Source organism: Pseudomonas sp. 51_B (assembly GCF_017491595.1).
In the GTDB taxonomy this organism is placed as follows: Bacteria; Pseudomonadota; Gammaproteobacteria; order Pseudomonadales; family Pseudomonadaceae; genus Aquipseudomonas; species Aquipseudomonas promysalinigenes.
In genome coordinates, this window is sequence record NZ_JAFGYW010000001.1 from 193,934 (window position 1) to 220,322 (window position 26,389).

Sequence of the window (26,389 nt, forward strand, 5' to 3'; positions counted from 1 at the left end):
CAAGGTGAAGACGATGAGCATGATGGACTGGGACGCCTACCGTAAGCAGCTGATGGCCGGCATCGGCGACCTCAAGCAACTGTCCCCCGACACTGTCGCCGGCTACATGACTACCAGTGGCGCCGGCGCCAAGACCAACCACCTGGACGCCAAGACCCGCGAACTGATTTCACTGGCCGTGGCCGTTACCACCCGCTGCGACGGCTGCATCGCGGTGCATTCCCAACAGGCTGTCAAGCACGGTGCTACCCGCGAGGAAATCGCCGAGGCCCTCGGTGTGGCTGTAGCCATGAATGCCGGCGCCGCCCTGGTTTACTCGGCTCGGGCCCTGGATGCGGTGGGCAAGGCCGACGGCTGATGCCTTACGGCGTCGGTGCCCTTGCGCGTCGGCGCCGCGCGAACCAGACTTGGCGGCCTAGCCACTGCAGGAACCGCCATGATCCATATCCGCCCCATGACGCCGGAAGACTTCGAGCGTTTCTGGCCAACTTTCCAGGCCATCGCCCAGGCCCGTGAAACCTATGCCTACGACCCTGACCTGACATTCGAGCAGGCACGCCAGCTATGGCTGCACCTGCCCCTGCACACGCTGCTGGCCGAAGAAGACGGCGAACTGCTTGGTTCCTACTACCTCAAGGCCAATGCTGCCGGCCCAGGCGCCCATGTGGGCAACTGCGGTTACATGGTCTGCGAGGCTGCCCGCGGTCGGGGCGTAGCAAGGCTGATGTGCGAACATTCCCAGAAACTGGCCCGCCAGGAAGGTTTTTTGGCGCTGCAGTTCAATTCGGTCGTCGCGAGCAACGAAGTGGCTGTGGCGCTGTGGACGCAGCTAGGCTTCGAAACCGTTGGCCGCCTGCCCAAAGCCTACCGCCACGCCCGCCTTGGCCTGGTCGATTGCCTGGTGATGTACAAATGGCTGGCCGATGAACCGGTGGTCGAGAAACCAGCCCTATTGATCGGACGCAAAAATATCGAGGCGCGCGTATCGCGCCGTCGCGGGCGCTGATTCACGGATTTGACGCGCCGGCCATCGATGGGCAGATGCGCGCCAGTTTCAGGTGCCCTGCGCCCCCGTGCGCAGGGTGAAACGGGAAGCCGGTGCGTCGTGGTTTACGACAAGTCCGGCGCTGCCCCCGCAACGGTAAGCGAGCGATGCCTTCGATACACCACTGTGCGCCTGCATGGGAAGGTGAAGGTATCACGCCCCTCGCAAGCCCGGAGACCGGCCTGAAGCTTCACTTGGCAACCCGCGGTGGGCGCGGGCGCAGGCCGGTATCCGCGTGTGCGCCAGCGTGCGCGGTGCGCCTTTGCGGGTTTTCACAGCACCAGTGAAGACGGCGTGGACAACCTGATCAGCCTGGCCCCGTCCCAGATGCACTATCACCTGACCGAGGCCAGACAGACCGAGTTGGGCCTCAAGCACCGCTTCTGGGGGGGCGAATGGACCCTGGCAGCCTTCCATATCGTCAAGAACAAGCTGCTGGTGGCTGACCCGATCAGCCACGAGACCCAGCAAGCCGGGCAGCAGACGTCCGATGGCCTGGAGGCTTCTGTGGAATTGGCCCTGGGGCAGCGCTGGCAGCTATCGGCGAATGCAGCGCTGGTACGTGCCAAGTTCGATGATTTTGACGAGCTGGTCGATGGCGTGCCCCAAAGCCGTGCGGGTAACCGGCCTGCCAATGTGCCGCGGCGCACGGCCAACCTGTGGCTGAGTAAAAGCTTTGGCCAGCAAGTGGAAGCTGGCATCGGTGCGCGCTATGTGGACGAACGCTATGCCGACACGGCCAATAGCCAAAGTGCACCGGGTTACACCGTGGTGGATGCCAACATCGGCTGGCAACTACTACCAGCCGTGCGTCTTAGGTTGCAGATCAACAACCTGTTCGACCGGGCATATGTGGCCTCGGTATTCAGTGGCGAGCAATGGGTAATGGGCACGCCGCGGTCGTATTTCGCTACGGTGGATTACACGTTCTGATTCGCCGCGATCGATGGCGCGGGCTAGGCCCGTTCGTGGCTGAACGCCGCTCTTAGAGGTTCATGCCAATCGCCAAGCCTGTGCTGCGGGTTTACCCGCGAGCACGGGCGAAGCCCGTGCCAGGCACGCCCGCTGTAACAGTTAATCAATAGCCACTGCGCAAAAAAACAAGCCAGTGCGCATGATTAGTTATAAGATAACGTTTCCTTTGATAGCGACTCTTGCCTGCGAATTTTCCATGATCAGTCCCTCAGTCAAAACCACCTTACCGACCCAGCGCCTGCAAAGTATCGACGCTCTGCGCGGCCTGGTGATTCTGTTCATGCTGCTGGACCACGTTCGCGAGACCTTTTTCCTACACCGCCAGGTCAGCGACCCGATGACCATCGAAACCACCGAACCCTGGTTGTTCGCCAGCCGCACCCTTGCCCACCTGTGCGCGCCGGTATTCGTTCTGCTCACGGGGCTGTCGGCGTGGTTGTATGGTGAGAAGTATCAGGGCCGTGGCGAGGTGTCAGGGTTTTTGTTCAAGCGCGGACTGTTCCTGGTGGTGTTGGAGTTCACCTTGGTCAACTTTGCCTGGACCTTCGAACTGCCACCGGGCGTGATTTACCTGCAGGTCATCTGGGCCATAGGGATAAGCATGATCGCCCTGTCGCTGTTGGTCTGGCTGCCGCGCCCTGCCCTGTTGGGCGTGGCAGCACTGATCATTGCTGGCCACAACCTGCTCGACAACCTGCACTTCGGTGTGGAGTCGGCCTTGCACGTGCCCTGGGCGATGCTGCACGACCGAAGCTGGCTAGACGTGACCGACGGCCTGCGCTTGCGCACGTCCTATCCGGTATTGCCATGGATAGGAGTGATCGCTTTGGGGTATGCCCTCGGCCCGTGGTTCGCCCAAGGCAGCGATGCCGGCCAGCGTCAGCACCGGCTGTTGGTGGCCGGCGCCGTCGCCCTGCTCGGGTTCATGGTATTGCGCCTGTATAACGGCTACGGTGATGCGCCGTGGGCCGGCTACCCGACCATTACGCAGACGCTGATGAGCTTTTTCAACATCACCAAATACCCACCCTCGCTGCTGTTTCTGGCGCTGACCCTGGGCTGCGGCATGCTGTTGCTCCGCGCCTTCGAACGCGCAGGGCATGCCCGCTGGATCAGTGCTTTGGCAGTGCTAGGTGCAGCGCCGATGTTCTTCTATCTGCTGCACCTGTACGTGCTCAAACTGCTGTACCTGGCCGGTACGGCGCTGTGGGGCCATAACCACGGTGAGCACTTTGGCTTTGACAGCATCGGCGCGGTGTGGCTGATGTCGCTGCTGCTGGCTGGGGCGCTGTACGTGCCGGTGCGTGGGTTCGCCCGGCTCAAGGCACGCCGGCGCGATATCGCTTGGCTGAAGTACTTCTGATTTGACCTTTTGCCCGGCGGCTTGATGGTCTACCATGCCGCCCGCCGGTTTCCATCACGGAATCAATAGGGAATCCCGGGCTCGCCCATGGCGTGCCAATCGGAACTGCCCCCGCAACTGTAGGTGCCGAGCTTGCTCCATCGATGCCACTGGGTGATTTGATCCGGGAAGGCTGGAGCCGGGCGAGGACGCACCAGTCAGGAGACCTGCCGGCGCATATCACCAACCGGCGGGGTGTCCGGGATGGCCATCCGAGTTGCCTCTGCGCCAGCAAGGGGCCGGCGATGCCTGTCCGTGCGTTCCTCACCAGAACTGTCCGTCAGGAGATCGCCCCGCATGCTGCCCCGTCTTATCGCCTGGCTTGCAAGCCTGAGCTTCACCGGCCTGGCCCAGGCCGGTACCACTCACTATCCGCTGACCCTTGAGAACTGCGGTATGCCGCAGACGTTCGCCCAAGCCCCGGAGCGTGCGGTCACCATCGGCCAGGCAGGCAGCGAAATGCTCTATGCGCTGGGCCTTGGCGACAAGCTGGCCGGTACCTCACTGTGGTTCAACAACGTGCTGCCCGAATACCAGGCAGTCAATGCCAGGGTACCGCGCCTGGCCGACAACGAGCCGAGTTTCGAGGCAGTCGTGGCCAAGCGTCCTCAATTGGTGGCCGTGCAATTCGAGTGGATGGTGGGCGCTCAGGGGGCGGTGGCTACCCGCGAGCAGTTCGCTGAGTTGGGCATTGCAACCTACCTGCTGCCTTCGGACTGCGAGGGCAAGGACAACCTGGTGGGTGCCGACGGCACTCGTCTGCAGGCGTTTCAGGTCGACAGCATCTACAAAAGTGTCAGCCAGCTGGCCGAGATCTTCGACGTGCAGGAGCGCGGCGCAACCCTCAATGCCGACCTCAAAGCACGCCTGGCTAGCGCCAGGCTGCAACTGCGCGACAAAGACCTGAGCAACACTTCGGCACTGTTCTGGTTCTCCAGCAGCGAACTCGCCGCCGCCCCATATGTGGCCGGCCGCCAGGGCGTAGCTGACTTCATGCTGCGCACGCTGGGGGTGCGCAACGTAGTCGATTCGACCGAAGAGTGGCCGACCGTAGGCTGGGAAACCTTGGCCAAGGCCAACCCTACCTGGCTGATCATCGCGCGCATGGACCGCCGTCGCTACCCTGCCGATGACTATAAGAAAAAGCTCGAATTCCTTCGCAAGGACCCGGTGACAAAGCACATGGATGCGGTGAAGCATAACCGTATCATCCTGCTCGACGCCGAAGCGATGCAGGCCGGAATCCGCCTGTTCCGTGGGCTGCAAACGTTATCTGCAGCCTTCGCCAGTGGTCACGCGGCGCAATGATCAAAGCACTGCTCTACAGCACGCTGGCCCTGCTGGCCTTGCTCGCTGCCGTGCTGGCCGGCACGGTCATCGGTGAGACCCACTTGCAGCCAAGCGTCGTCGGCCAGGTGCTGGCCAATCACCTGTGGCAAGCCGGCTATCCGGTCGATCCGATCGATGCCGGTATCGTCTGGAACTACCGTCTGACCCGCTCGCTGGTCGCCGCAGCCTGCGGTGCAGGCCTGGCCACTTGCGGGGTCATTCTCCAGGCACTACTGCGCAACCCGCTAGCCGAACCTTACCTGCTGGGCCTTTCGGCCGGAGCCTCCACCGGCGCAGTGCTGGTGGGGCTGCTGGGGCTTGGCAGTGCGGCCCTGAGTATGTCTGGCGGTGCCTTCCTCGGGGCCCTTGCCGCGTTCACCCTGGTACTGGTGCTGGCCCGCGCCGCTGGGCCCGACAGCAACAACGCACAGGTAATTCTCGCCGGCATCGCTGGCTCACAATTGTTCAATGCCCTCACCGCCTTGCTCATCACCCAATCAGCCACCGCCGAGCAAGCCCGAGGCATTCTGTTCTGGCTGCTGGGCAACCTCAGCGGCGTACGCTGGCCCTCGGTATGGCTGGCCTTCCCGGCAGCCCTGTTCGGCTTGGTGGTGTGCCTGTGGCACCGCCGCGCGCTGGACGCTTTTACGTTCGGCTCTGACTCGGCGGCGTCTCTGGGCATCGCGGTGCGCCGCAGCCAGTTGCTACTGATCAGCTGCGCGGCGCTGGTGACGGCGGTGATGGTCTCGATCGTCGGCGCCATCGGCTTCGTTGGCCTGGTGATACCCCACGCCTTGCGCCTGCTGCTAGGCCCAGGCCACGGCCGATTGCTACCTGCCAGCGCCCTGGGTGGGGCATTGTTCCTGATTGCCGCCGATATCCTGTCGCGCACCCTGATCGCCGGCCAGGTCATTCCGGTAGGCGTGGTCACTGCCTTGCTGGGTGCACCGGTTTTTGCCCTGATCCTGATCAGCCGCCGGGGGCGCCCATGACGGTCATGCACAGCGTACAACCAGCACCCATGGCATGCAGCGGCCTGGGCCTGAAATTGGCAGGCCACGCCGTGTTGTGCGACATCACGCTCAGCGTGATACCCGGTGAAACCTTGGCCGTCGTCGGCCCTAACGGCTCGGGCAAATCGTCACTGCTCAAACTGTTAGCAGGCCTGCGCACACCCAGTTCAGGTAGTGTCGAATTGCTGGGCGAGCCGCTGGCACGCCTGCCACGTCGGCGCGTCGCACAAGCCTTGGCGCTGGTCGAGCAACAAGCCGACACCCTCGACGCGATCAGCGTGTTCGATGCCGTTGCCCTGGGCCGTACACCGTGGCTGTCAGCGCTGACGCCGTTTTCCAGCGCAGACCGCGCAATCGTCGAGCAGGCCCTGGCCGATCTGGATGCTACACACCTAACCACTCGCGTATGGCGGTCATTGTCCGGCGGCGAGCGCCAACGCGTGCACATCGCCCGCGCCTTGGCTCAGCGGCCTCAGGTACTGTTGCTCGACGAGCCGACCAACCACCTCGACATCCAGCATCAGCTCAGCTTGCTGCAGCAGGTGCAGGGGTTGCCGGTGACCACTTTGGTTGCCTTGCACGATCTTAACCAGGCCCTGACCTGCGACCGGGTCGCTGTGCTTGACCAGGGACGCCTGGTCGCCCTCGGCAAACCGCTGGAGGTGCTCACCCCTGAGCGGCTGCTGAGCACCTTCAGGGTGCATGCCCATTACCTGACCGACCCCTACGATGGTACGCCTGTCCTGCGTTTTCGGGTGCCGTAAGACCCGTGCCTGGCCGCATTCACACCCCCCAGTTTTGCCGCTCCTGCTCAGTCAAGGTCGCCACCACGGCGGTAAATACCTCGTCGAGCTCACAAGCGATGTTTTGATGCACCAGGTAGTGCGTCAGCAAGTAGCGCTTCACGGTCCTGGGCCAGCTTCCCTCCTTGTGCGCCGCGATGATCAGCCCTTTGCCGTCCTCGAAACAGGAAGACGGCCTGAATTTGGTCAGCAGTTTGTCCAGGTCGGCATAGGTCCAGTCGGCCTTGCGAGCCTCAAAAGCGTCGAGCAGGTCGAGTTTGTACAACGCAAGATGTGCCATGAGCGTCCTTCCTCAGTCATCGCCGATGACAATGACGGTAAACAACATGCTCGGCGATGAAAATGAACGAGAGGTTCCACTTCTAGGCCTATGACGTAGGAAGCGTCCTACACTGCGAGCTCGCGTTTTTTTACTCCGGCGCACTGCTGGCCAAGCACCGTAGCCCGCTATAATCCACCCCTGCAAAACGCGCCCAAGGCCACCCCCATGCCCCGCATACAGACGTTGCTGTTCCCCCTGCTGTTGATTTGCGCCGTTGCCGCCTGCGATCAGAAGCCTTCGCGCGAGGAGCAGATTCTGGCCAACCTGCCGCTGCAGGAGGCCTACGACCACAACATCGAACGCATGGCGGCATTGCTCACCCGCACCCACCCGCATTTGAATGCCGCCACAATCAGCAGCGTCCTGCGCCAATACCTCACGGTCGAGGATCAACGCCAGGACCTGTTCAAGCTCTACAGCAAGAAGAACTTCACCGATGCCGAGTTCGCCACCATCGTTGCCGCCACCCACGACCCGGCGAAGGCCAAGGCCCTTGAAGACACCGAAGAAGGCCAGCGGCTGAGCGACAAGCTCACCGGGCTGATGCGCGAAACGGCACAGGACAAAAACGCCCAGGCGCTGGCCGAGCAGCGCATGCAACAGATCGAGCAGGCGTTGCAGGCGCTGGAGGAACAGGCGCGCAAGTGAGTGGTGGCGCTAATGCCCGCGCACGAGAAGATGTTTCCCACACAATCAGCAGTCACTTCTGCGCGTGCGGTCAGGGAGAATATGCACGCCATCCACCCCGGGGTCGAAGTTCCGGCTCAAGCACACGCAAGGACGTTCCTGTGTCAAAAATCTTGGTGACCATCCTATTCGCCCTCACTTTGGCCGCTTGCAAGGCTCGCGCTGTACCAGACGCGCAGCCCCCTGCAACGGACATCTTCGCCAAGCAAATGCAGCAAGCGCTCATCCAGACAATCGCCACCACCGATAGCGGTCGGCATGTCGGTGTAGTGAGGTTGCGCATCACCTTGGACGCAAATTCCGCACCCATCGCTTGCAAGGTCCAGCCTTCACCGGGCCAGGAAAAGCTGCTGCCGGCTGGCGTACCTCTGAGCAACTTCAAGGTGCTGGCCAGGCTGGTCGAAGCGCAGTGCTGGAAGACCATTTACCCCCGCGTACCTGCAGCGTTGTATGGGGCCAAGGATACTGTCGACGTCATCGCCCCGCTGGTCGTGATGCTGCCTGCAGCAGACCCTGCATCACTGCGGGGTCAGGCAAACGCGCAGCGAGTATTTTTCTGGCAGCACCTACTGCGCGATCAACCGGTAACCAGCGTTGGCAGTGTGTCGGTGTATTACCAGGGCAATGCACAAGGCAAAGTCGAGCAGTGCCTGGTGCAGATTCACCCGCACCCTTTGCGGCCAGCCGACTTTCGGCTGGACAGCGAGCTCCAGGCCCGTCTCAATGCCCGCTGCCTAGCCACGAACCTGAGCCTGCTGCCGGGCTATTCAGCGAATGCCAACGGCGTGGCTGAGGGCTACAGCGAGCTTGAGTACGCACCGTGGCGTGTCGGCCGTCCTTAGGCCGACGCCACTGCTCCAATGAAATTGGCCAACTCCGCCGTCTGCGGCGCGGCGAACACCTCACGCGGGTGGCCCACTTCATGCACTTTGCCTTGGTGCATGAACACCAGCTTGTCTCCAACTTCACGGGCGAAGCGCATTTCGTGAGTGACCATGATCAGGGTCATGCCCTCGCTGGCCAGTTGGCGAACCACCCCGAGCACCTCATTGACCAATTCCGGGTCCAGGGCCGAGGTGATCTCGTCGCACAGCAACACCTTCGGCGACATCGCCAAGGCGCGGGCAATCGCGACTCGCTGCTGCTGGCCACCGGAGAGGCGATCAGGATAGGCATCGAATTTTTCGGCAAGGCCAACCCGCGCCAGCATCTGTTCGGCCAACTGGCGCGCTTCGGTGCGGCTGGCCTTCTTCACCACCTGCGGGGCGAGCATCACATTCTCGCCCACGCTCAGGTGGGGAAACAGGTTGAACTGCTGGAACACCATACCGACCTTTTGCCGCAGGGAACGCAAGTCGGCTCGGGCAGCGTCGAGGTATTCGCCGTCCACTTCGATAACACCGTCGCTGATCGATTCCAGGCCGTTGAGGGTACGCAGCAAGGTGCTCTTGCCTGAGCCACTGCGGCCGATGATGGCTACTACCTCGCCTTCCTCGATGGCAAGGTCGACCCCCTTCAGCACGTGGTTGTCGCCATAGTATTTGTGCAGCGCGGACACTCTAAGCAGGGGCATGCAGCCTCCTTTCCAAATAACGGGCGCTCAACGAGAGCGGGTAGCAGAGTACGAAATAGCCCAGCGCGACCAGGCCGTAGACCATGAACGGCTCGAACGTGGCGTTTGCCAGCATGCCGCCGGTCTTGGTCAGTTCGGTGAAACCAATGATCGAGGTCACCGCCGTGCCCTTGACCACCTGCACGGAAAAGCCAACCGTCGGTGCCACGGCGATGCGCATGGCCTGAGGCAGGATCACATGGCGCAACTGCTCCATCCGGCTAAGCGCCAGGCTGCCGGAGGCCTCCCACTGGCCGCGCGGTATCGCTTCGACGCAACCGCGCCAGATTTCAGCGAGAAAGGCGCTGGTGAACAGGGTCAGGGCAATCGCGGCGGCCATCCAGGCAGACACGTCCAGGCCAAACAAGGCAATGCCGAAGAACACCATGAACAGTTGCATCAGCAGCGGCGTACCTTGGAACAGCCCGATGTAGCCCCTGGCCAGGCTGCGCACCATCAGGTGCTGGGACAACCGCGCAACCAGCACCAGCAGGCCCGCTAAACCGCCACACACAAACGCTACCAGCGACAACAGCAGGGTCCATTGCAGGCCGATCAGCAGATTGCGCAAGATGTCCCAGAAGGTGAAGTCCATCAGCGTTTCCCCATCAGCAGGCGCTGCCCCGCCCAGGCCAGCAGCTGACGCAGCACGATGGCCATGAACAGATACAGCAAGGTGGTCAGCAGGTAAGTTTCAAAGGCGCGAAAATTACGCGACTGGATGAAGTTGGCGGCGAACGACAGCTCCTCGGTGGCAATCTGCGAACACACCGCCGAACCCAGCATGACGATCACGATCTGGCTGGTCAGCGCCGGCCAGACTTTCGCCAGCGCAGGCTGCAACACCACATGACGGAACGCCTCGAAGCGGCTCATGGCCAAGGCTGCGGCTGCCTCCAACTGCCCCTTGGGGATGGCCTGGATACCGGCCCGAATGATCTCGGTGGAATAGGCTCCGAGGTTGATCACCATGGCCAGCACGGCGGCTTGCCACTCGGTCAGGCGTACACCCAGCGCCGGCAGGCCGAAGAAAATGAAGAACAGCTGAACGATGAAAGGTGTGTTGCGGATCAACTCGACGTACACACCGAACAGCAGGTCGAAAGGCCGTACTCGCCAGGCACGTACACCAGCGCCAAGTACACCGATGGCCACGCCCAGCAGCGTGCCGACGGCGGTGAGCTGCAAGGTGAACCAAGCGCCTTTGAGCAGCAGGTCGCTCTGGGCCAATACAGGGGCAAAATCAAACGCATACGCCATGGTTACAAGCTCCGGATGCAACTCACAGGTCGGCCGGCAGCGGCTGTTTCAACCATTTCTCGGCGTTGCGGTTCAGGCTGCCGTCGACCTTGGCGGCTTCCAGCGTGGCATTGACCTTGTCCAGCAACGCCGGCTCGTTCTTGGCCAGCCCCACGTAAACAGGCGAGTCCTTGAGCTTGACCTTCATCACCGGCACCTTGGCCGGGTTTTTCTCAGCGATGGCCGCCATTACCACACTGCCGCTGGCGATCAGTTCGACCTGCCCGGAAAGGTAGGCGGCGATGGTCGAGTTGTTGTCTTCGAAGCGCTTGATGACTGCGCCTTTGGGCGCCACGGCGCTCAGTTCCATGTCCTCGATCGAGCCGCGGGTGACGCTGATGGTTTTGCCTGCTACGGCATCGATGTTGGCGATGTCCGCCTCGGCCGGGCCAAATACGGCCAGGTAGAACGGTGCGTAGGGCCTGGAGAAGTCGATCACGGCTGCACGCTCAGGATTTTTGCCCAGGCTGGAGATCACCAGGTCGACCTTGCCAGTGGTGAGAAACGGTATCCGGTTGGTGCTGTTAACCGGCGTCAGGGCAAGTTTTACACCCAATTTGTCGGCCAGCAGCTGCGCCGTATCGATGTCCAGGCCACGGGGCTTGAAGTCAGGCCCGACCGAACCGAACGGGGGGAAGTCCTGTGGCACTGCCACCTTGAGCACACCACGTGCGCTGATGTCAGCCAGTGCATCGGCCTTGGCTGTGGGCAATACCAGGGCGCCGCCACACATCAGGCTGGCCAGTAACAGGGTACGGAAAGTCTTCATCGAATGGCCTCGCAGAGGTTCAAGGTAAGGGGCGATCGGAGCAGTGCATGGGCCATGCCAAAACCGGCCTAAACGCCGCAAACACTGCACCACACGGTCTTACTGGTCTGAACAGTTGCCAGCCTGCCATTCAATCTCCAGCGTTCACGCCCTGCTTTCGTGCAGGGCGATGCTGGGCTGCGCCACGGCAGAGCAACGCTTGCCAGCGCTCGTCAATGGCCGTAAAAAGCCAAGGTCATCGCCCTCCGACCGGTCTGAACAGCATGCACGACACCCTGCCCCGCGCGGTCCCCGAACAAGCCCTGCAAGGCATCCGCAAATTGATCGACGATGGCGACTATCGGCCTGGAGACGCATTGCCGTCACAGCGCGATCTGTCCGAGCAGTTGGGCGTAAGCCGGGCCTCGCTTCGTGAGGCACTGTCGTCGCTCAGCGCGTTGGGCCTGGTCAGTGTCCAGCCAGGCAAGGGCGTCTTCGTACAAGCCTCGGCGCCTGCGTCGTCGTGCTTTGCCTGGCCCTACGCCGAGCAGGTGTCGGCCAGCGATACCTTCCAACTGCGCTACGCCCTGGAAGGCTTCGCCGCCGGCCAGGCGGCCCTCGCGATGACTGCGCACGACATCGACCGCTTGCAAGCGAACGTCGAAGCCATGCGTGTGGAGCTCAAAGCCGGGCGCTTCGAAGCCGCAGCGCAGTTGGACTTCGCTTTCCACCAACACTTACTGCAGGCGTGCGGCAACCAGGCCATGCTGCAAGTGATCACCGCCAGCCAGGACATCTTCCTGGAAAGCCAGAAACTGCCCTTCATCCGCCCGGAACGAGCGATGGAAACCTGGGATGAACACCGCAAGATCCTCCGCGCCCTTGCCCGTCGCTCCCAAGCGGGGGCGCAGAAGGCCATGCAGGAACACATCCGTAATGCCGCCTCACGCACCGGCGTGGTATTCACGGTGTAACGCCCACAGGCATCCCGATGTCGCCCTCGACGATGCGTACACCCACAAGCACCGGTCTACTGGCCCTGATAACAACGATGGCGCACCCTGAGCGCGCCACACTCATCAAGGCTGCCTTTGCAAACCGGAGAGCTTGCGTATGTCCATATCGCATGAGGTACCCCCCGCCACCCTGCGCAGGGTCATCGCCGCTTCGGCCATCGGCAACTTCGTCGAATGGTTCGACTTCGCGGTGTATGGCTTTCTCGCCACATTGATCGCCAGCCAGTTCTTCGCCAGTGAAGACGCCAGCGTCGCCCTGCTCAAGACCTTCGCGGTGTTCGCCGTGGCCTTCGCTTTACGCCCGCTCGGCGGCATCGTGTTCGGCGCCCTTGGCGACCGCCTCGGGCGCAAGCGTATCCTGTCGCTGACCATCCTGCTGATGGCTGGCTCCACCACCTTGATCGGCCTGCTGCCGACCTATGCCAGCATTGGCCTCGCCGCACCTGCTCTATTGACCCTGGCGCGATGCCTGCAGGGGTTTTCTGCCGGCGGCGAATACGCAGGCGCCTGCGCCTACCTGATGGAGCACGCTCCCCAGAACCAACGCGCGTTCTACGGCAGTTTCGTGCCGGTATCGACGTTCTCGGCCTTCGCCTGCGCGGCGGTGATCGCCTATGGCCTGGAAGCTACACTCTCCACCGAAGCGATGACCGCCTGGGGGTGGCGCATCCCATTCCTGGTGGCCGCACCGCTGGGGTTGGTGGGTTTGTACCTGCGCTGGCGCATGGAGGAAACCCCGGCATTTCGCGAAGCCATCGCACAGGGCAAGGTCCACGAACATTCGCCACTCAAGGACACCCTGCGCAACCACGGGCGTGCGATACGTAACCTGGGTATGTTCATCTCGCTGACGGCCTTGTCGTTCTACATGTTCACCACCTACTTCGCCACCTACCTGCAACTGGTGGGTAACCTGACCCGCGCGCAGTCGTTGCTGGTAACCACCGTGGCGTTGCTGTTCGCAGCGGTGGGCTGCCCGCTGGCCGGGGCATTCTCCGACCGCGTCGGGCGACGCAAGACCATCGGGTTCACCTGCCTGTGGGTGATGGTCTGTGTATTCCCCGCTTACTGGCTGGCCAGTTCCGGCTCGATGCCGGCAGCACTGCTGGGGGTGATCCTGTTGGCGGTGGGCGCCTTGTGCAGTGGTGTGGTGACGGCGGCTCTGCTGTCGGAAAGCTTCCCCACCCGCACCCGCTACACCGCCTCGGCAATCACCTATAACGTGGCTTACACGCTGTTTGGCGGCACTGCACCCCTGGTAGCTACCTGGTTGATCGGACAGACCGGTAGCAGCCTGGCGCCGGCGTTCTACTTGGTAGCCATCGCCCTGGTGGCCTTGGTAGGTGGCTTGGCTTTGCCGGAAACCTCGCGCATTTCGCTGCACGAGGCAGCCGACAGCGACGTAGCGCCACAGGTCCCAATATCCAGCTGATAGCGGGCGGCGGCCAGTCAAGGAGAGTGAGCGGCGATGGGATGCAAAAAAGTCCGATAATCGCCCACTTTCCCCTGGCCGATAGCCGATCCAATTGACGGAATTAACCACCCGGTACAAACATAGGGGTATTCAACAACAACAAAGCGATACCCGTCATGACACCCCTCATTCTCGTGCTCAACGGCCCTAATCTGAACATGCTGGGGACCCGCGAGCCCGCCCAGTATGGCCATGAAACCCTTGCCGACCTTGCCCAGGGTTGCGCCGAAACCGCTCAAACCCATGGCCTGGAAATCGAGTTCCGCCAGACCAACCATGAAGGCGAACTGATCGACTGGATTCACGCCGCTCGGGGCCGTTGCGCCGGTATCGTGATCAACCCCGGCGCCTGGACCCACACCTCGGTGGCGATTCGCGATGCACTGGTGGCCAGCGAGCTGCCGGTGATCGAAGTGCACTTGTCGAACGTGCACAAGCGCGAGCCGTTCCGCCATTTGTCTTTCGTTTCATCGATTGCAGTCGGGGTCATCTGCGGCCTTGGCAGCCATGGCTATCGCATGGCCCTGAGCCACTTTGCCGAACTGTTGCGGGAGCCACGCCCATGAGCCAACCTGCCATCCTCGCCGGCCTGATTGGCCGCGGTATCCAGCTATCGCGCACCCCTGCTCTGCATGAGCACGAAGGCGACGCCCAGCACCTGCGCTACCTCTACCGTTTGATCGACGCTGATCAGCTTCAGCTTGCAGACAGCGCATTGCCGCAACTGCTGGATGCCGCACAACATACCGGCTTCACAGGGCTGAACATCACCTACCCATTCAAGCAAGCGATCCTGCCGCTGCTCGATGAGCTGTCCGACGAGGCGCGGGGTATCGGCGCAGTGAATACTGTGGTGTTCCAGAACGGCAGGCGGATCGGCCACAATACCGATTGCCTGGGCTTCGCCGAAGGCCTGCGGCGCGGCCTGCCGGACGTTTCGCGCAAGCGCGTGGTGCAGATGGGCGCGGGCGGGGCAGGCTCTGCCGTGGCTCATGCACTGTTGAGCGAAGGCGTCGAGCAACTGGTGCTGTTCGAAGTGGACGCCGCACGTGCGCAAGCGCTGGTCGACAATCTCAATGGCCATTTCGGTGAAGGCCGGGCGGTGCTGGGCGAGAACCTCGCGGCTCAGGTCGCCGATGCAGATGGGCTGGTCAACACCACGCCGGTCGGAATGGCGAAATTGCCAGGCACACCCTTGCCGGTCGAACTCTTGCACCCGCGCCTGTGGGTGGCTGAAATCATCTACTTCCCGCTTGAAACCGAACTGCTCAAAGCAGCCCGCGCCCTCGGTTGCCGAACCCTGGACGGCAGCAACATGGCCGTATTCCAAGCCGTCAAAGCGTTCGAACTGTTCAGCGGCAAACAGGCGAATGCCCAGCGGATGCAAACGCATTTCGCCAGCTTCACCTGACCTAACTTACCCTTCACGAGAAATGAGCCTGCTTGCGCGTCACACAGGGTGCGCAAGCAGGTTCAGCGACAAACAACCAGCCAGTGCCTTCAGCTCGGCTGGGCTCAGTCCTCCAGGGGTTTGGGAGGCGCTGCCGGTTTGGCGGGCTTGGCCTTGCCATCCTTACCCTTGGGCTCGGGCGCAGCCGCGGCCGTAGGCTCTGGAGCGACCGCCGCCTTCTCGCTGGCCGGCAGCTCATCAACTGCCTTGAAGATCGACTGGGCGTCGAGCTTGTCCCCCGACTCATCATCCTTGAGCACATGACGTTCACCGTCCAGGCCCACCAGAATCACCTTGGTACCCTTGCTGGCACCTAGCTTGAGCTCGCGAATCAGGGCCATGGTGGTCTGCTGTTCGAGGTTCTTGTCATCGCGCTTGCCCATCATTTGAGCAACGCTGAACAGCACCAGCTTGCGCTCCTTGAAGCCGGCCTCGGTTGCTGGATCCTTGAGCGCGTCGTTCAGCCCTCGCAGGGTGGGGTCGGCACTGCTAGGCGCGATAACGACCAATGGCCTGGCCTTGCCCAGTTCCTTGGCCAGTGGCGCGTCACTGTCGGCTGCTAACAACGTGCCGCTGACAGCGAGCAAAGTGGCGAGGGTCAATGACCGGACGAGCATGCACATCTCCTTATTTCCTCGATAAAACAAAGACTACAGATCATGGAGAAAGATCCGACTCGGGAGACTAAACCAACTCACAAGCCAGAGCGCTCACGCAAAAGTAACTTCGCGTGTCTTCCAGGATTTCGGGCATCCGAGAAAGTCACCATACCTGAACCTGAGCATAGCCCATCGACAGATCGCATGATCGACGGGCGGCTCAAAACAGCAGCAGTTGGCGATCGGTCAACGCAGCGAAGTCATCGCCCACAAACGGCAATATAGCGTCGGCCACCGGCTGCAACTGGCGGCTCAGATAGTGCTCGTAATCGATGGGCGATTGCAGGTTTTCCAGGGGCTCCGGGCCCGCTGTGGTGATCAGGTAACTGATCCAGCCGCCACGCTGGTACTGCTTGGGGCGGCCCACTGCACTGTTGTAGTCGTCCGCCAGCCGGGCAGCGCGCACATGCGGCGGCACATTGCGCTGGTAATCGGCCAAAGGCCTGCGCAGCCGCTTGCGGTAAACCAGCAACTCATCCAGCTCCCCAGCCAAGGTTCGGCTTACGTAGTCGCGCAGGTAATCGCGATAAGGCTGGCCGCGGAAGATCCGCCCGTACAGTTCCTGCTGAAAGCGTTGGGCCAAAGGCGACCAATCGGTGCGCACCGACTCCAGGCCCTTGTACACGACGTCCTCGCTGCCATCGGCACGTCGCACCAAGCCGGCGTAACGCTTCTTGCTGCCCTCGTCGGTACCACGGATGGTGGGCATCAGGAAGCGCCGGTAATGCACCTCGAACTGTAGCTCCAATGCGCTTTGCAGCTTCAGGGTTTCCTGCAAATGCTCGCGCCACCACTGGTTGACCTGTGCCACCAGGTCATGACCAATACGCGCTGCGGCTTCTTCACCATGGGCGCCCTTGAGCCACACGAAGGTCGAATCGGTGTCGCCATAGATCACCTGGTAGCCCTGAGCCTCGATCAATGCGCGGGTCTGATGCATGATCTGGTGCCCACGCATGGTGATCGACGATGCCAGGCGCGGGTCGAAAAAGCGGCAGCCACTTGAGCCAAGCACGCCGTAAAACGCATTCATGATGATTTTCAACGCTTGGGACAGCGGAGCGTTGCCGTCACGCTTGGCCGCTTCGCGCCCCTGCCAAACACGTTCGACGATTGCCGGCAGGCAATGTGCGCTGCGCGAGAAGCGCCCGCCTCTGAAACCTTCAATCGAGTGCGCGTCATCAGGCAGGCGCAAACCCTCGACCAGTCCAACCGGGTCGATCAGAAAGGTGCGGATAATCGAGGGGTAAAGGCTCTTGAAGTCCAGGACCAGCACCGAATCATAGAGCCCTGGGCGCGAGTCCATGACAAAACCACCGGGGCTGGCTTCTTCGGGGCGGCTGCCTAGATTGGGGGCAACAAAGCCCAAGCGGTGCATGTGCGGAATGTACAAGTGGCAGAACGCGGCCACAGAGCCTGCGCTGCGGTCTGCAGACAAGCCAGTCACCGAAGACCGCTCCAGTAGAAACTCCAGCAGCCGGGTATGGGCAAAGATCCGCGTCACCAACTCGCAGTCTTTGAGGTTGTAGTGCGCCAAGGCCGGCTTGTCTTCGGCAAAGCGGCGATTGATTTCGTCCATTCGCTGGTACGGGGTATCGATGGCCTTGCCCTCGCCAAGCAACGTCTGCGCGACATTTTCCAGGCTGAACGAGGGGAAGCTCCAGGTCGCTGAACGCAGCGCCTCGATACCGTCTATCAGCAGCCGCCCGGGGGCATCGACGAATACGTGGCCACCACCGGCATGGCTGCGCAAGGTCATCGGCGCCCCGTTGCGCCCCAACGCCAAAGGAATTTGCAGCAGCTTGGCGTGCTCGTGTAGCACACGCAGGTCGAACTGGATCAGGTTCCAGCCGATGATCGCGTCAGGGTCGTGCTCGGCCAGCCACTGGTTGAGGCATGCCAGCAGCTCGCCGCGGTCGGCGCAGTAGTGCAGATCGAAGTCCAAGCCTGCGGCGTCGCCATTGGCCGGCCCAAGCATGTACACCTGGCGCTGGCCACACCCCTCCAGAGCGATACTGTAAAGCTCGCCTCGCTCACTGGTTTCGATGTCCAGCGAAACCAGGCGCAACGCCGGGCGGTAGTGCGAGCAGGGCTTGAGCTGTGCATCGCACAGCACTCCGTGCTCATCCAGCGTGCCGGTGAATTGCACCGGGGCAGTGATGAAGCGCTCCATCAGGTAACGCTCAGGCGGGCGGATATCGGCTTCGAACACGTCGATGCCAGCGCTGCGCAGGCGTTGCTCGAGTTGCAGCAGTTGGCGATAGTGGCGGGCGTACAGGCCAAGCATCGGCCGCTGATCGAAGTCTTTCAGGCGCAGCGGTTTGAGCTGCACCCCCTGTTCCTTGGCCAGCAACACCCGAGCATGCTCGGCTTGCGCCTGGGGAATGAACGCCACCGACTCCTGCGCAGCCAGGCGCAGCAAACGTGGCCCGGCATCGGTGGCCAGCCAGAACTCCACACAGGTGCCATTTGGCGTGTCATGCCAATGCCGGGTCAGGACAAACCCCTGCTGCAACTCCACCGCATCGACCTCTGCGCAAAAGCCTGATTCTACGCCAGTAGGATCGCTGCCGGGGACTCTGTATTCAGCCGTACAGGTAATCGATGTCCTTGTGACTCAATGGCGGCACCTGGCCGAGCAAAAAATCACGCAGCTTGTGCATCTGCCGCGCCTTGGGGCTGCTCTTGAGCCAAGTCATGTAATAGCCGTCACCCGTCGATACCGCATGCTTGTAAGGCGTTACCAGCCGCCCGGCAGCCAAGTCGGCGCTGGCCAGGACCAGGTCGACCACTGAAATGCCAAGACCCTGCTGCGCCGCCGAAATACCCTGGTCCAGGGTGTCGAATACCTGGCCCTGATCGATGCTGATGTCCAAGGCGTCCATACGCGCCAGCCAGCGCCGCCAGTCTCGTCGATCCGGTGATGGGTGCAGGAACTCGCACTGGCGCAGGTCGGCCAGCTCCGGCTTGGCCTGCACCATGTAGTCGGGGTGGCAAACCGGGATCAGCCATTCATCGAACAGCTTCACGCTGTCCACATCGGCTGGGAAGCGGCCATTGGCAAGCAGGATGGCGCAGTCGTAGGGTTCGGAGTAGAAGTCCACCGAGTCGATGTCCATCCACACGCTCGACAGCTGCACGCTGCAGTTGTCTTCGAGCTTCTTGAAACCATCCAGGGCACGCAGCAGCCAGCGTACGGTGAGTGTCGATGGGGCTTTCAGACGCAACCCATAGCGATCCTGACGCAGCAATGCACAGGCATTTTCGATGATCTTGAAACCGACCTTGAGCTCCTGGGCCAGCAGCCGCCCATGCTCGGTCAGGCTCAGCTTGGGGCCCCGGCGCTCGAACAGGTCGCAGCCGAACATCGACTCCAGGGTTTTAATGTGATGGCTAACGGCCCCCTGGGTCAGGGCCAATTCCTCGGCAGCCCTGGTAAACGAGCCATAGCGCGAGGCTACTTCGAAGGCCCGCAGGGCATGCAGCGCTTGAATCCGTTCCGACATGATGCCCCCAAAGCATGAGTAAGACTAATAGTAGGTCATAGTTCCACGCGTTTTACAACGTGAAGAGCGTCTCAGAAAATGCAGGAAATTAAAATGATATGTCACCAATCTGCCTGCATATGAGCTTAACGCTCGTTTATTTCGAACTCCTGGGGAAATCATGTTTACGGGTTATGGAAACTGCTATCGCCTGGATGCGCTAGAGCTGGCCGATAAACATGAACGGAAGCATCAGCACTGGACGCAACAAACTTTGCAACATTTTCGCAACGTGCTCGCCAACCCTGATTTTCCGTGCCTGTTTGGGCGCAAAGCGGTCGCAGGCGCCTCCTGCCACATCCTTTTCGCCCGCGCCGAGCAATTGGCCGATGACATTGCCCAAGGGCTGGCCGAGTACATCCGCACCATTTCTCCGGTACCGATCAAACAACGCATCGGCAGCCCGCTGGTGGTGTTTCTCGAAACCGATCCCGCCAGCAGCCTGGCCGAGCAACAAGCGCTGGCCTGGAAAGTCCTGCGCGGCGTACACGCTCGAGACCCACATCCGTGGCCGCAAGCGATACCTACCGATCCGCACGACAACGCTTGGTCGTTCTGCTACGCCGGCATGGCGCTGTTCATCAACATGAACTTCCCCGGCCACCAACAAATGAAAAGCCGCAACCTGGGGCCGCACATCACGTTCGTTATCAACCCTCGGGAAAACTTTGACGAGGTGGCCAATGCCGCTACCGAAAGCGGGCAACGCATTCGGGCGCGTATTCGTGACCGCGTGCGCCATTACAACGACGGGGTCATGCCCGAGAGCCTGGGCTTCTTTGGCCAGGACGACAATTTCGAATGGAAGCAATACCAGTTGCAGGAAGCAGGCTCGCTCAATCCGTCGCGCTGCCCCTTTCATGCTCAATCCCATGCAACACCCGACATACTGACCGAGAACTGACCGTGAATACCGCACTGACACTGACTTACGCACTCACCGTCCTGCTACTGATCGCAACCCCAGGCCCGGTAGTGGCACTGATCGTCAACACCGCCGCCGCCTCCGGTTCACGAAAAGCCATCTTCACCGCCGTCGGCACCAACTGGGCGTCACTAGTACTGATCGGCGCTGCAGCTTGGGTCATTCTCACCAGTGCCGCCATCGACAAAACCTGGCTCAGCGCCATGAGCTTGCTGGGCTGCCTGTTCATCGGCTACATCGCCGTTGGCACCCTGCGCGAGAGCCTGCAGGCACCAGCTGTCGACGAGGTGGCAACTGCGCCAGCGAAAGCCACGCGCGGCGGGTTGTGGCAAGGTTTCATGGTGGGCATTTCCAACCCCAAGGACATCATTTTCTTCATCGCCTTCTTCCCGCAGTTCATCCAGATCACCGAGTCGTTCGGCAAGAGCATGGTGGTGCTGTCACTGCTGTGGGTGCTGATCGATTTCGCCGTACTGAGCCTGTACATCTTCGCCATCGGCAAGATCACCTCCCAGCGCAGCAACCGCATGATTTCCCTCGCGTCAGGTGTGGTCCTGCTGCTGATTGCCGCGGGTGGCCTGGCTTACAACCTGAAGGCCCTGGCCGGTTGATCGCCAGCACTGATGCAGTGCACGCTTGAGAGGAGCCACCATGAAATCGTCCGTAACCGCCACATATGGACCAGGCCCCGTTTCTGCGCTGCATCAGGACTACCAGCGTTTTCTACAAGCCAACTACCGCCGCCCACTGCACAAGGTGCAGGCGCACCCAAGCAGCTTTCGTTCGCCCACCGTCAACACGGATGCCGTGGGTTTACGCTACAGCCATTTCGCTGGCAAGCGTTATTCCGCCGTCGAACGTGGCAATGTGCCGCGCGTCAACTTGCTGATAGGTGGCTCGGCCGCTATGGGTATAGGCGCCAGTTGCGATGAGCACACCGTAGCCTCGCACCTGTGCATGCTCACCGGTCAGGTATGGCTGAACCTAGCCGGTTGCGGGTTGAACGCAAGTCAAGAACTGCTGCTGTTTCTCACCCACCAACACCGCCTTGGTGAAGTTGGCCATGTAGTGTTGCTCAGCGGCCTGAACAGCCTGGCCCATGAAGCCCTGGACGAAGTGCTGGCAAGCCCGAGCGCCCCACCGCTCACGCTGTTGCACCAAGCGTATTTGAACAGTTTCCATGAAGGCACCCCGCCAGCGGCCCCTGCTCGCAGGGCGCCACTGTGGCAACGGCTAGGCCAGGCACTGGCAACACCGCGTGATGAACATGCTGGAGACTGGCAGCTAAGCGCCCCGGATAAACGCCTGGCACGTGCCGCTGACAGCATCGGCCGAACCTTGCGCCAGTGGGAGCAAGTGCTAGCTGATAGCCACGCCACCCTGACCTTCATCCTCCAACCTCTGCTGCCTTGGTGCCGGGAAACTCTGCCAATCGGCGAGCAAAAGATGATTCCGGCCCTGCAGCGCCAGCCTGGGAATTTCGAGCGTTTGCTCGAAGGTGTACTCGACAGCCAACTGCACATGGCTTTCTTTCGCCGCATCAAACGCCAGGCAGAACCAGTCCCCTGCTACGACATGAACAGCATGCTCAGCAGCTCTGCGGCGTTCGGCGCGGACCTGTTCGTCGACCGCCTGCACCTGAACGATCTGGGCAACAATGCACTGGCCAAGGTGATAACCGCCAAACTGGGGCTGGCTCAGGAACGCCATGCGCCGCACAAGATCACACCCATCAACCTGGCCTGAGAAATGACGGGTGGGGTATCGGATTAACCCCGCGCTTGGCTAGAATACCCCGTCGTTCCGATTCGCCTGAGGCGTACGCGCAGTTGTGATCAATCATCAAACCGCACTTCCCTGCCTGGCACGCTGGCCTGTTCTCCTGGTCAGCGCCCTCCTTGGTACACTGGCGCCGATGGCTGCACGGGCGGCCGAGGTTCGTATCGATCCCCATGCTGATTTGCTCTACCGCCAGGCGCTGCCGCTGCTAGAGCAGGCCGACACTCAGGATGACAGTGCGATCCTGCGCACGGCGCTGGGCAGCGACCCTGAGCTCAATCGCCAGGGCCGGGCCATGGCCCACACGCTTCCGACCGCGGTAGCCCTGCTGAAAAAATCCGTAGAGCTGGGTCATCCAGTGGCCCAGTACCGTCTAGCGCTTTACTACACCACCTACTTGCCAGCCGCACAGATCGCCGACGCTGCCTGCCCGCTGCTCGAAGCCAGCCTCAAGCAAGGTTTTGCGCCACCGGCAACGGCCATCGCCACCTGGTGTTCACCGTACAATGCCAGCCCGGCCTACCGTGAAGCGCTCGAAGCGATCCCCGGCATGGCAACGCTGTATGCGCCGTATTACCCCCAGCCGGCTACCCGATTAGCCTGCAGCCGCAGCCAACCACAAGGGTTGCAGATGCAATGGGGCCGCCAACGCGATTATCAGGCCGAGGTCTACCAATTGCTGGGTGGCCTCGACCCGCAGCATCGCCAGGCACTGTTGCAGAAAGCCGTGGAAATCAACGGCTGTGCCGCAGCCCAGCAACGGCTGACCAGCCAGCGCTAGGCGGTAATTTCCCCCAGCAAACCAGCAAGATCGTTCAAGCCAACCGTTCGATGCTCTGTCATGCTGCACTGCCTAGCACAGTGTGTCGCAGCCATCATGCCAAGCCCCTCCCCCGTCGCTCGCCAAGCCTTTGTCCACGGCGCCATTGCCATCCTGCCGCTGTCGCTGGCGGTGGCCCCTTGGGGGCTGCTTGCAGGCTCGATGGCCATTGAGGCCAACCTCAGCGCCTGGCAAGGCCAGGGGTTGTCAGCCATCGTCTTCGCCGGGGCCGCGCAGCTGGTGGCGATCGGTATGCTCAAAGGGGGCGCCAACCTGTTTTCGATACTGCTGACCACACTGTTGCTGACGTCTCAGCACTTGCTCTACGGGCTGTCCATGCGGCCGGTGCTGGCGCCCCAGCCGTTGCGCTGGCGACTAGGGCTGGGCTTCTTGCTCACTGACGAATTCTTCGCCCTCACCAGCCATTACGACCAGCAGCAATTCAACCGCTGGTATGCATTGGGAGTGGGCCTGACCTTCTACGTCGCCTGGAACCTGTTCACCCTGGCCGGGATCGTGTTGGGCCAGAACATCCCACACCTAGACAAGCTCGGCCTGGACTTTTCCATCGTTGCAACCTTCGTCGCGTTGATTGCACCGGTGGTGCGCAACTTACCCACCGTGGTATGTGTGGCGGTGTCGCTGCTGTGCTCGGTGCTGTTCAGTTATTGGCATTGGGAAACTGCGTTGGTCGCTGCAGGCCTGCTGGGCATGGGGGCAGGCTTCATCTGCCAGAAACTCACCGGAGGCCACGCATGATCTGGCTGCTGATCTTCGCCATGGGCGCCGTGGTTTTTCTCAACCGCTACGCCTTTCTGGAGCCACGCTTGCCGCTGCGATTGAGCTCCAACGCCCGGCAGTTCTTAGGCTTCGCCGTACCCGGCATGCTCACCGCGATATGCGGGCCGATCATTTTCCTGCCTGGCCACCAGCTCGATCTGAGCCCGCTCAACCCGTATCTGCTTGGCGCACTGGCCGCCGTGGCACTGGTACTGTTGACCCGCAGCGTGCTGCTGAGCATGCTGGTGAGCATGTTGATGTTCTTTTTGCTGCGCAGTTGGCTTGCATGAACACGCCCCTGCGCGAACAGACCCACCTGTGGCAGGCGCCGGCCTTGGGCGACGTCGAAATGCTGCATGCCCGTTATTTCCAGCAGCGCTTTGCCCCCCATGTGCATGAGGGCTATGTGTTCACCGTGATCGAATCCGGCGCCCAGCGCTTCTGGCACCGTGGTACTGAGCACCTGGCGCCGGTTGGCAGCATGGTGCTGATCAACCCCGATGAGCTGCACACTGGGGCCACTGCCCACGAAGCCGGCTGGCGCTACCGGGGTATCTACCCGGAACATGCGCGGGTAACCGGCGTGCTGGATGAGCTGGAACTGGGCCGAAACGGCATGCCGCGCTTCAACGACAGCGTGATCCAGGACCCAAGCCTGGCGCGGGCGTTCAGCCAGTTGCACCAGCTCTGCGAAGCCGACGCCAGCGCCCTGGAGCAACAGACCGCCTGGCGCCAGGCAGTTTTGGCACTGGTGCAGCGCCACGGCCATTGCCGCGAACCGGCCGCTCCAGGCAAAGAACCGCTGGCAGTGGCCCGCGCGCGCGAACTGCTGGAAAGCCAGTTGGCAGCCCCTCCTTCACTCGAAGCACTGGCAGCTGCGGTCAATCTATCGCCGTTCCACTTTGCCCGCGTGTTCCGCCAGGCCACGGGCCTGCCGCCCCATGCCTGGCTGAAGCAGCGGCGCTTGGTGCGGGCCAGAGAATTTTTGAAAAGCGGCTTGGCGGCCTCTGACGTAGCGTTCGCCCTAGGCTTTGCGGATCAAAGCCACTTGAGCCGGCAGTTCAAGCAGGCTTATGGGGTGACGCCTGGGATGTATCGAAGCGCCTGCCTGCACAGCTAGGCGCTGTGCCAAAGCCTTGATACTGATTGATGCAGGGGCGAAAGCAGCCTAAGAATGCTCATTTACACCTCGCAAACTTAGCTGCCTGCCCGTTGCCTGACCGTAGCCCCAAGGATGTTCATACAGACCTTGAGGTCTGTGGTTGCCCATCAGGCAAGCCTGCCACCCACTGCTACACTGAAAGAGCTAAACGGAGGATCCCGCCATGTCCGAACGAGAGCTCACCACCCTGATATCGCTGATGAACCAGCGCCAAGCCTGCCTGAGCAGCGCCTGCAAGGAAATTGCCGACTGGATCGACCGCCAGGGCGATGTGCCCGCAGCGGGCAAGATCCGCGCAAGCCTTAAAGCGCTGGAGGCTGATGAGGCCCAGGTGCGCAAGACCCTGACCTCGCTGACCCTCGACAGGCCACTGCCACGCTTTCGCAGCTGATCAGGCATCACGATGAAAAAGGGCCGCTTGCGCGGCCCTTTCGATTGTCAGTGATTCATGTGCATGTGGTCATGACCGCCTGCCTCAGCGTTAAGCGGGCGTACCTCTGCCTGAACCTGCAGGGTCTCTTTGCTACCCTTGGAATCCTCGATGGTCAGCGTCAGCGGCACTGTCTCGCCTTCCTTCACCTGTTGGGTGAGGCCCATCAACATCACGTGGTAACCGTTAGGGTCAAGGCTCACCGGCTTGCCTGCTGGCAGCTCAACCGCTTTGACCTCCCTCATACCCATCACATCACCATTCATGGTCATCTCGTGCACCTGCACGGTCTTGGCCACAGGCGAGGCCACGCCTACCAGTTTGCTGTCGGTGCTGGCGGTCAGGGTCATGAACGCGCCGGTGGACGGCTGGTGTGGCACGCTGGCACGCACCCACGCATCGCTCACGCTAGTCTGGGCCAAAGCAGGCAGGGCCAAGCCCAGTAGCGCGATTGCAGCCAAGCCGCGCTTGATCGGTTGCAGTGATACAGCCATTAGCAAATCTCCATCAGAGTAGTCAGGTCTTCAGCGCATTCCTTGGCATTGAGCGAATGCCCCAGGCTCAAACGCAGGGTGCCACGTGTATCGTAGACGTAGCTGGTGGACGAATGTGAGATGGTGTAGGTGTCACCCGCTGGGACCTTCTCGTAGAACACCCTGAACTCTTTGGCCACTGCTGCGATTTCTTCCGGGGTCCCGGTCAAGGCAGTGAAAGAAGGGTCGAACGCCTTGACGTAGGCGTCGAGCACCTGCGGGGTGTCGCGCTCCGGGTCCAAGGTGATGAAGACCACCTGGAAGATCTCGCGGTCGCGCCCGCGCAGCAGTTTCTTGATCTGCGCAGCACGCGCCAGCGTGGTTGGGCATATGGCCGGGCACTGGGTAAAGCCGAAGAAGATCATCGGCATGCTGCCGTAGAAACTGGACAAGGTACGGACATTGCCCTGAGGGTCCTTGAGGCTGAACTTGCGCCCAAGGATCTCGTTGCTCATGTTCTTGCCGTACTTGAACTCGAGCCCGCGGGCCGGGTTGCAGCCTGCCAGCAGGCCAAGCCCGAGAACGCCCATCCCAGCGACAACCGCGCGCCGGGTCAACAGATCATTCATGGAACCATCCTT

At 61.6% G+C, this 26,389-nt stretch carries 30 protein-coding genes, 1 pseudogene and 2 riboswitches; of the genes and pseudogenes, 21 read left to right on the plus strand and 10 right to left on the minus strand.

The features are described from left to right. Window positions 1-13 precede the first annotated feature (13 nt). The 7 genes and pseudogenes from J5M56_RS00930 (at window position 14) to J5M56_RS00960 (ending at window position 6,528) form a co-directional block, all read left to right on the plus strand. Window positions 14-358, plus strand: a complete 345-nt coding sequence (locus J5M56_RS00930; RefSeq protein WP_207869112.1) for a carboxymuconolactone decarboxylase family protein — start codon at window positions 14-16, stop codon at window positions 356-358. A gap of 78 nt (window positions 359-436) precedes the next feature. Beyond that, entirely contained in the window at window positions 437-1,006 is a 570-nt protein-coding gene (locus J5M56_RS00935; RefSeq protein WP_060479168.1) for a GNAT family N-acetyltransferase, read from the plus strand. A gap of 33 nt (window positions 1,007-1,039) precedes the next feature. Further along, window positions 1,040-1,246, plus strand: a riboswitch (cobalamin riboswitch). 66 nt (window positions 1,247-1,312) lie between these two features. Further along, window positions 1,313-1,978, plus strand: a pseudogene (locus J5M56_RS00940) (TonB-dependent receptor); the annotation flags it as partial. 238 nt (window positions 1,979-2,216) lie between these two features. Further along, a complete protein-coding gene (locus tag J5M56_RS00945; protein WP_207869114.1) occupies window positions 2,217-3,383 on the plus strand; it encodes a DUF1624 domain-containing protein in 1,167 nt (388 codons plus the stop codon). Between the two features lie 28 nt (window positions 3,384-3,411). Next, window positions 3,412-3,612, plus strand: a riboswitch (cobalamin riboswitch). Window positions 3,613-3,719: 107 nt separating this feature from the next. After that, window positions 3,720-4,730, plus strand: a complete 1,011-nt coding sequence (locus tag J5M56_RS00950; RefSeq protein WP_207869116.1) for an ABC transporter substrate-binding protein — start codon at window positions 3,720-3,722, stop codon at window positions 4,728-4,730. Continuing rightward, entirely contained in the window at window positions 4,727-5,743 is a 1,017-nt protein-coding gene (locus J5M56_RS00955) for an iron ABC transporter permease (RefSeq protein ID WP_186476967.1), read from the plus strand. Before J5M56_RS00950 ends, J5M56_RS00955 begins: the two co-directional genes overlap by 4 nt. Then, window positions 5,740-6,528, plus strand: coding sequence for an ABC transporter ATP-binding protein (locus J5M56_RS00960; RefSeq protein ID WP_207869118.1), 789 nt, complete (start codon window positions 5,740-5,742; stop codon window positions 6,526-6,528). The genes J5M56_RS00955 and J5M56_RS00960 overlap by 4 nt, the downstream gene beginning before the upstream one ends. Window positions 6,529-6,547: 19 nt before the next feature. On the opposite strand, the gene J5M56_RS00965 is transcribed toward J5M56_RS00960, so the two are convergent. Beyond that, window positions 6,548-6,847, minus strand: a complete 300-nt coding sequence (locus J5M56_RS00965; protein ID WP_207869120.1) for a hypothetical protein — start codon at window positions 6,845-6,847, stop codon at window positions 6,548-6,550. Window positions 6,848-7,054: 207 nt separating this feature from the next. On the opposite strand from J5M56_RS00965, the gene J5M56_RS00970 reads away from it, so the two are divergent. After that, window positions 7,055-7,537, plus strand: a complete 483-nt coding sequence (locus J5M56_RS00970; protein WP_186476964.1) for a hypothetical protein — start codon at window positions 7,055-7,057, stop codon at window positions 7,535-7,537. A 140-nt stretch (window positions 7,538-7,677) separates the two neighbouring features. Further along, complete coding sequence (locus J5M56_RS00975; protein WP_207869122.1) at window positions 7,678-8,418, plus strand: hypothetical protein; 741 nt, start codon at window positions 7,678-7,680, stop codon at window positions 8,416-8,418. Here J5M56_RS00975 and J5M56_RS00980 read toward each other — a convergent pair. From J5M56_RS00980 to J5M56_RS00995, 4 genes are read right to left on the minus strand one after another with little or no spacing between them, the layout of a single operon-like run. After that, window positions 8,415-9,149, minus strand: a complete 735-nt coding sequence (locus J5M56_RS00980; RefSeq protein WP_060479177.1) for an amino acid ABC transporter ATP-binding protein — start codon at window positions 9,147-9,149, stop codon at window positions 8,415-8,417. The two genes, J5M56_RS00975 and J5M56_RS00980, sit on opposite strands and share 4 nt — an antisense overlap. Continuing rightward, on the minus strand, window positions 9,136-9,786 hold the full coding sequence (locus J5M56_RS00985) for an amino acid ABC transporter permease (protein ID WP_207869635.1): 651 nt from the start codon (window positions 9,784-9,786) through the stop codon (window positions 9,136-9,138). The genes J5M56_RS00980 and J5M56_RS00985 overlap by 14 nt, the downstream gene beginning before the upstream one ends. Continuing rightward, window positions 9,783-10,448, minus strand: a complete 666-nt coding sequence (locus J5M56_RS00990) for an amino acid ABC transporter permease (protein ID WP_207869124.1) — start codon at window positions 10,446-10,448, stop codon at window positions 9,783-9,785. Before J5M56_RS00990 ends, J5M56_RS00985 begins: the two co-directional genes overlap by 4 nt. Window positions 10,449-10,470: 22 nt before the next feature. After that, window positions 10,471-11,220 carry a transporter substrate-binding domain-containing protein gene (locus J5M56_RS00995; protein ID WP_225915537.1) on the minus strand — a complete coding sequence of 250 codons (750 nt, stop codon included), beginning with the start codon at window positions 11,218-11,220 and terminating at the stop codon, window positions 10,471-10,473. A 299-nt stretch (window positions 11,221-11,519) separates the two neighbouring features. Here J5M56_RS00995 and J5M56_RS01000 point away from each other — a divergent pair, with 299 nt between their 5' ends. The 4 genes from J5M56_RS01000 (at window position 11,520) to J5M56_RS01015 (ending at window position 15,136) form a co-directional block, all read left to right on the plus strand. Further along, a complete protein-coding gene (locus J5M56_RS01000; RefSeq protein ID WP_207869126.1) occupies window positions 11,520-12,209 on the plus strand; it encodes a FadR/GntR family transcriptional regulator in 690 nt (229 codons plus the stop codon). A 139-nt stretch (window positions 12,210-12,348) separates the two neighbouring features. After that, window positions 12,349-13,683: an MFS transporter gene (locus J5M56_RS01005; protein WP_207869128.1), complete on the plus strand. Its 1,335-nt coding sequence runs from the start codon at window positions 12,349-12,351 to the stop codon at window positions 13,681-13,683. 158 nt (window positions 13,684-13,841) lie between these two features. Beyond that, window positions 13,842-14,291, plus strand: coding sequence for a type II 3-dehydroquinate dehydratase (gene aroQ / locus J5M56_RS01010; RefSeq protein ID WP_060479182.1), 450 nt, complete (start codon window positions 13,842-13,844; stop codon window positions 14,289-14,291). Beyond that, a complete protein-coding gene (locus tag J5M56_RS01015) occupies window positions 14,288-15,136 on the plus strand; it encodes a shikimate dehydrogenase (RefSeq protein WP_186476958.1) in 849 nt (282 codons plus the stop codon). The genes aroQ and J5M56_RS01015 overlap by 4 nt, the downstream gene beginning before the upstream one ends. A 104-nt stretch (window positions 15,137-15,240) precedes the next feature. Here J5M56_RS01015 and J5M56_RS01020 read toward each other — a convergent pair whose 3' ends face one another. From J5M56_RS01020 to J5M56_RS01030, 3 genes are all read right to left on the minus strand, one after another. Then, complete coding sequence (locus J5M56_RS01020; RefSeq protein WP_207869130.1) at window positions 15,241-15,792, minus strand: DUF4174 domain-containing protein; 552 nt, start codon at window positions 15,790-15,792, stop codon at window positions 15,241-15,243. Between the two features lie 202 nt (window positions 15,793-15,994). Beyond that, window positions 15,995-18,355 carry a DNA polymerase II gene (locus tag J5M56_RS01025; protein ID WP_207869132.1) on the minus strand — a complete coding sequence of 787 codons (2,361 nt, stop codon included), beginning with the start codon at window positions 18,353-18,355 and terminating at the stop codon, window positions 15,995-15,997. A 64-nt stretch (window positions 18,356-18,419) separates the two neighbouring features. Beyond that, window positions 18,420-19,340: a LysR substrate-binding domain-containing protein gene (locus J5M56_RS01030; RefSeq protein WP_186476955.1), complete on the minus strand. Its 921-nt coding sequence runs from the start codon at window positions 19,338-19,340 to the stop codon at window positions 18,420-18,422. Between the two features lie 160 nt (window positions 19,341-19,500). Here J5M56_RS01030 and J5M56_RS01035 point away from each other — a divergent pair, with 160 nt between their 5' ends. From J5M56_RS01035 to J5M56_RS01070, 8 genes are all read left to right on the plus strand, one after another. Then, complete coding sequence (locus J5M56_RS01035; RefSeq protein WP_186476954.1) at window positions 19,501-20,283, plus strand: YqcI/YcgG family protein; 783 nt, start codon at window positions 19,501-19,503, stop codon at window positions 20,281-20,283. A gap of 2 nt (window positions 20,284-20,285) precedes the next feature. Then, window positions 20,286-20,915 carry a LysE family translocator gene (locus J5M56_RS01040; RefSeq protein WP_186476953.1) on the plus strand — a complete coding sequence of 210 codons (630 nt, stop codon included), beginning with the start codon at window positions 20,286-20,288 and terminating at the stop codon, window positions 20,913-20,915. A 40-nt stretch (window positions 20,916-20,955) separates the two neighbouring features. Then, the gene (locus J5M56_RS01045; RefSeq protein WP_207869134.1) at window positions 20,956-22,050 is read left to right on the plus strand and encodes a hypothetical protein; all 1,095 of its coding nucleotides are present in this window, start codon (window positions 20,956-20,958) and stop codon (window positions 22,048-22,050) included. Between the two features lie 169 nt (window positions 22,051-22,219). Next, entirely contained in the window at window positions 22,220-22,864 is a 645-nt protein-coding gene (locus J5M56_RS01050; protein ID WP_060479193.1) for a hypothetical protein, read from the plus strand. Window positions 22,865-22,960: 96 nt separating this feature from the next. After that, window positions 22,961-23,662: an AzlC family ABC transporter permease gene (locus J5M56_RS01055; RefSeq protein WP_186476951.1), complete on the plus strand. Its 702-nt coding sequence runs from the start codon at window positions 22,961-22,963 to the stop codon at window positions 23,660-23,662. Beyond that, on the plus strand, window positions 23,659-23,973 hold the full coding sequence (locus J5M56_RS01060; protein WP_060479190.1) for an AzlD domain-containing protein: 315 nt from the start codon (window positions 23,659-23,661) through the stop codon (window positions 23,971-23,973). Before J5M56_RS01055 ends, J5M56_RS01060 begins: the two co-directional genes overlap by 4 nt. Further along, on the plus strand, window positions 23,970-24,803 hold the full coding sequence (locus J5M56_RS01065) for an AraC family transcriptional regulator (protein WP_186476949.1): 834 nt from the start codon (window positions 23,970-23,972) through the stop codon (window positions 24,801-24,803). Before J5M56_RS01060 ends, J5M56_RS01065 begins: the two co-directional genes overlap by 4 nt. Window positions 24,804-25,008: 205 nt before the next feature. Continuing rightward, window positions 25,009-25,236: a hypothetical protein gene (locus tag J5M56_RS01070; RefSeq protein ID WP_027593874.1), complete on the plus strand. Its 228-nt coding sequence runs from the start codon at window positions 25,009-25,011 to the stop codon at window positions 25,234-25,236. Window positions 25,237-25,283: 47 nt separating this feature from the next. Here J5M56_RS01070 and J5M56_RS01075 read toward each other — a convergent pair whose 3' ends face one another. Next, window positions 25,284-25,769: a copper chaperone PCu(A)C gene (locus tag J5M56_RS01075; protein ID WP_186476948.1), complete on the minus strand. Its 486-nt coding sequence runs from the start codon at window positions 25,767-25,769 to the stop codon at window positions 25,284-25,286. Continuing rightward, window positions 25,769-26,377 carry an SCO family protein gene (locus J5M56_RS01080; protein WP_060479000.1) on the minus strand — a complete coding sequence of 203 codons (609 nt, stop codon included), beginning with the start codon at window positions 26,375-26,377 and terminating at the stop codon, window positions 25,769-25,771. The genes J5M56_RS01075 and J5M56_RS01080 overlap by 1 nt, the downstream gene beginning before the upstream one ends. Window positions 26,378-26,389 lie beyond the last annotated feature (12 nt).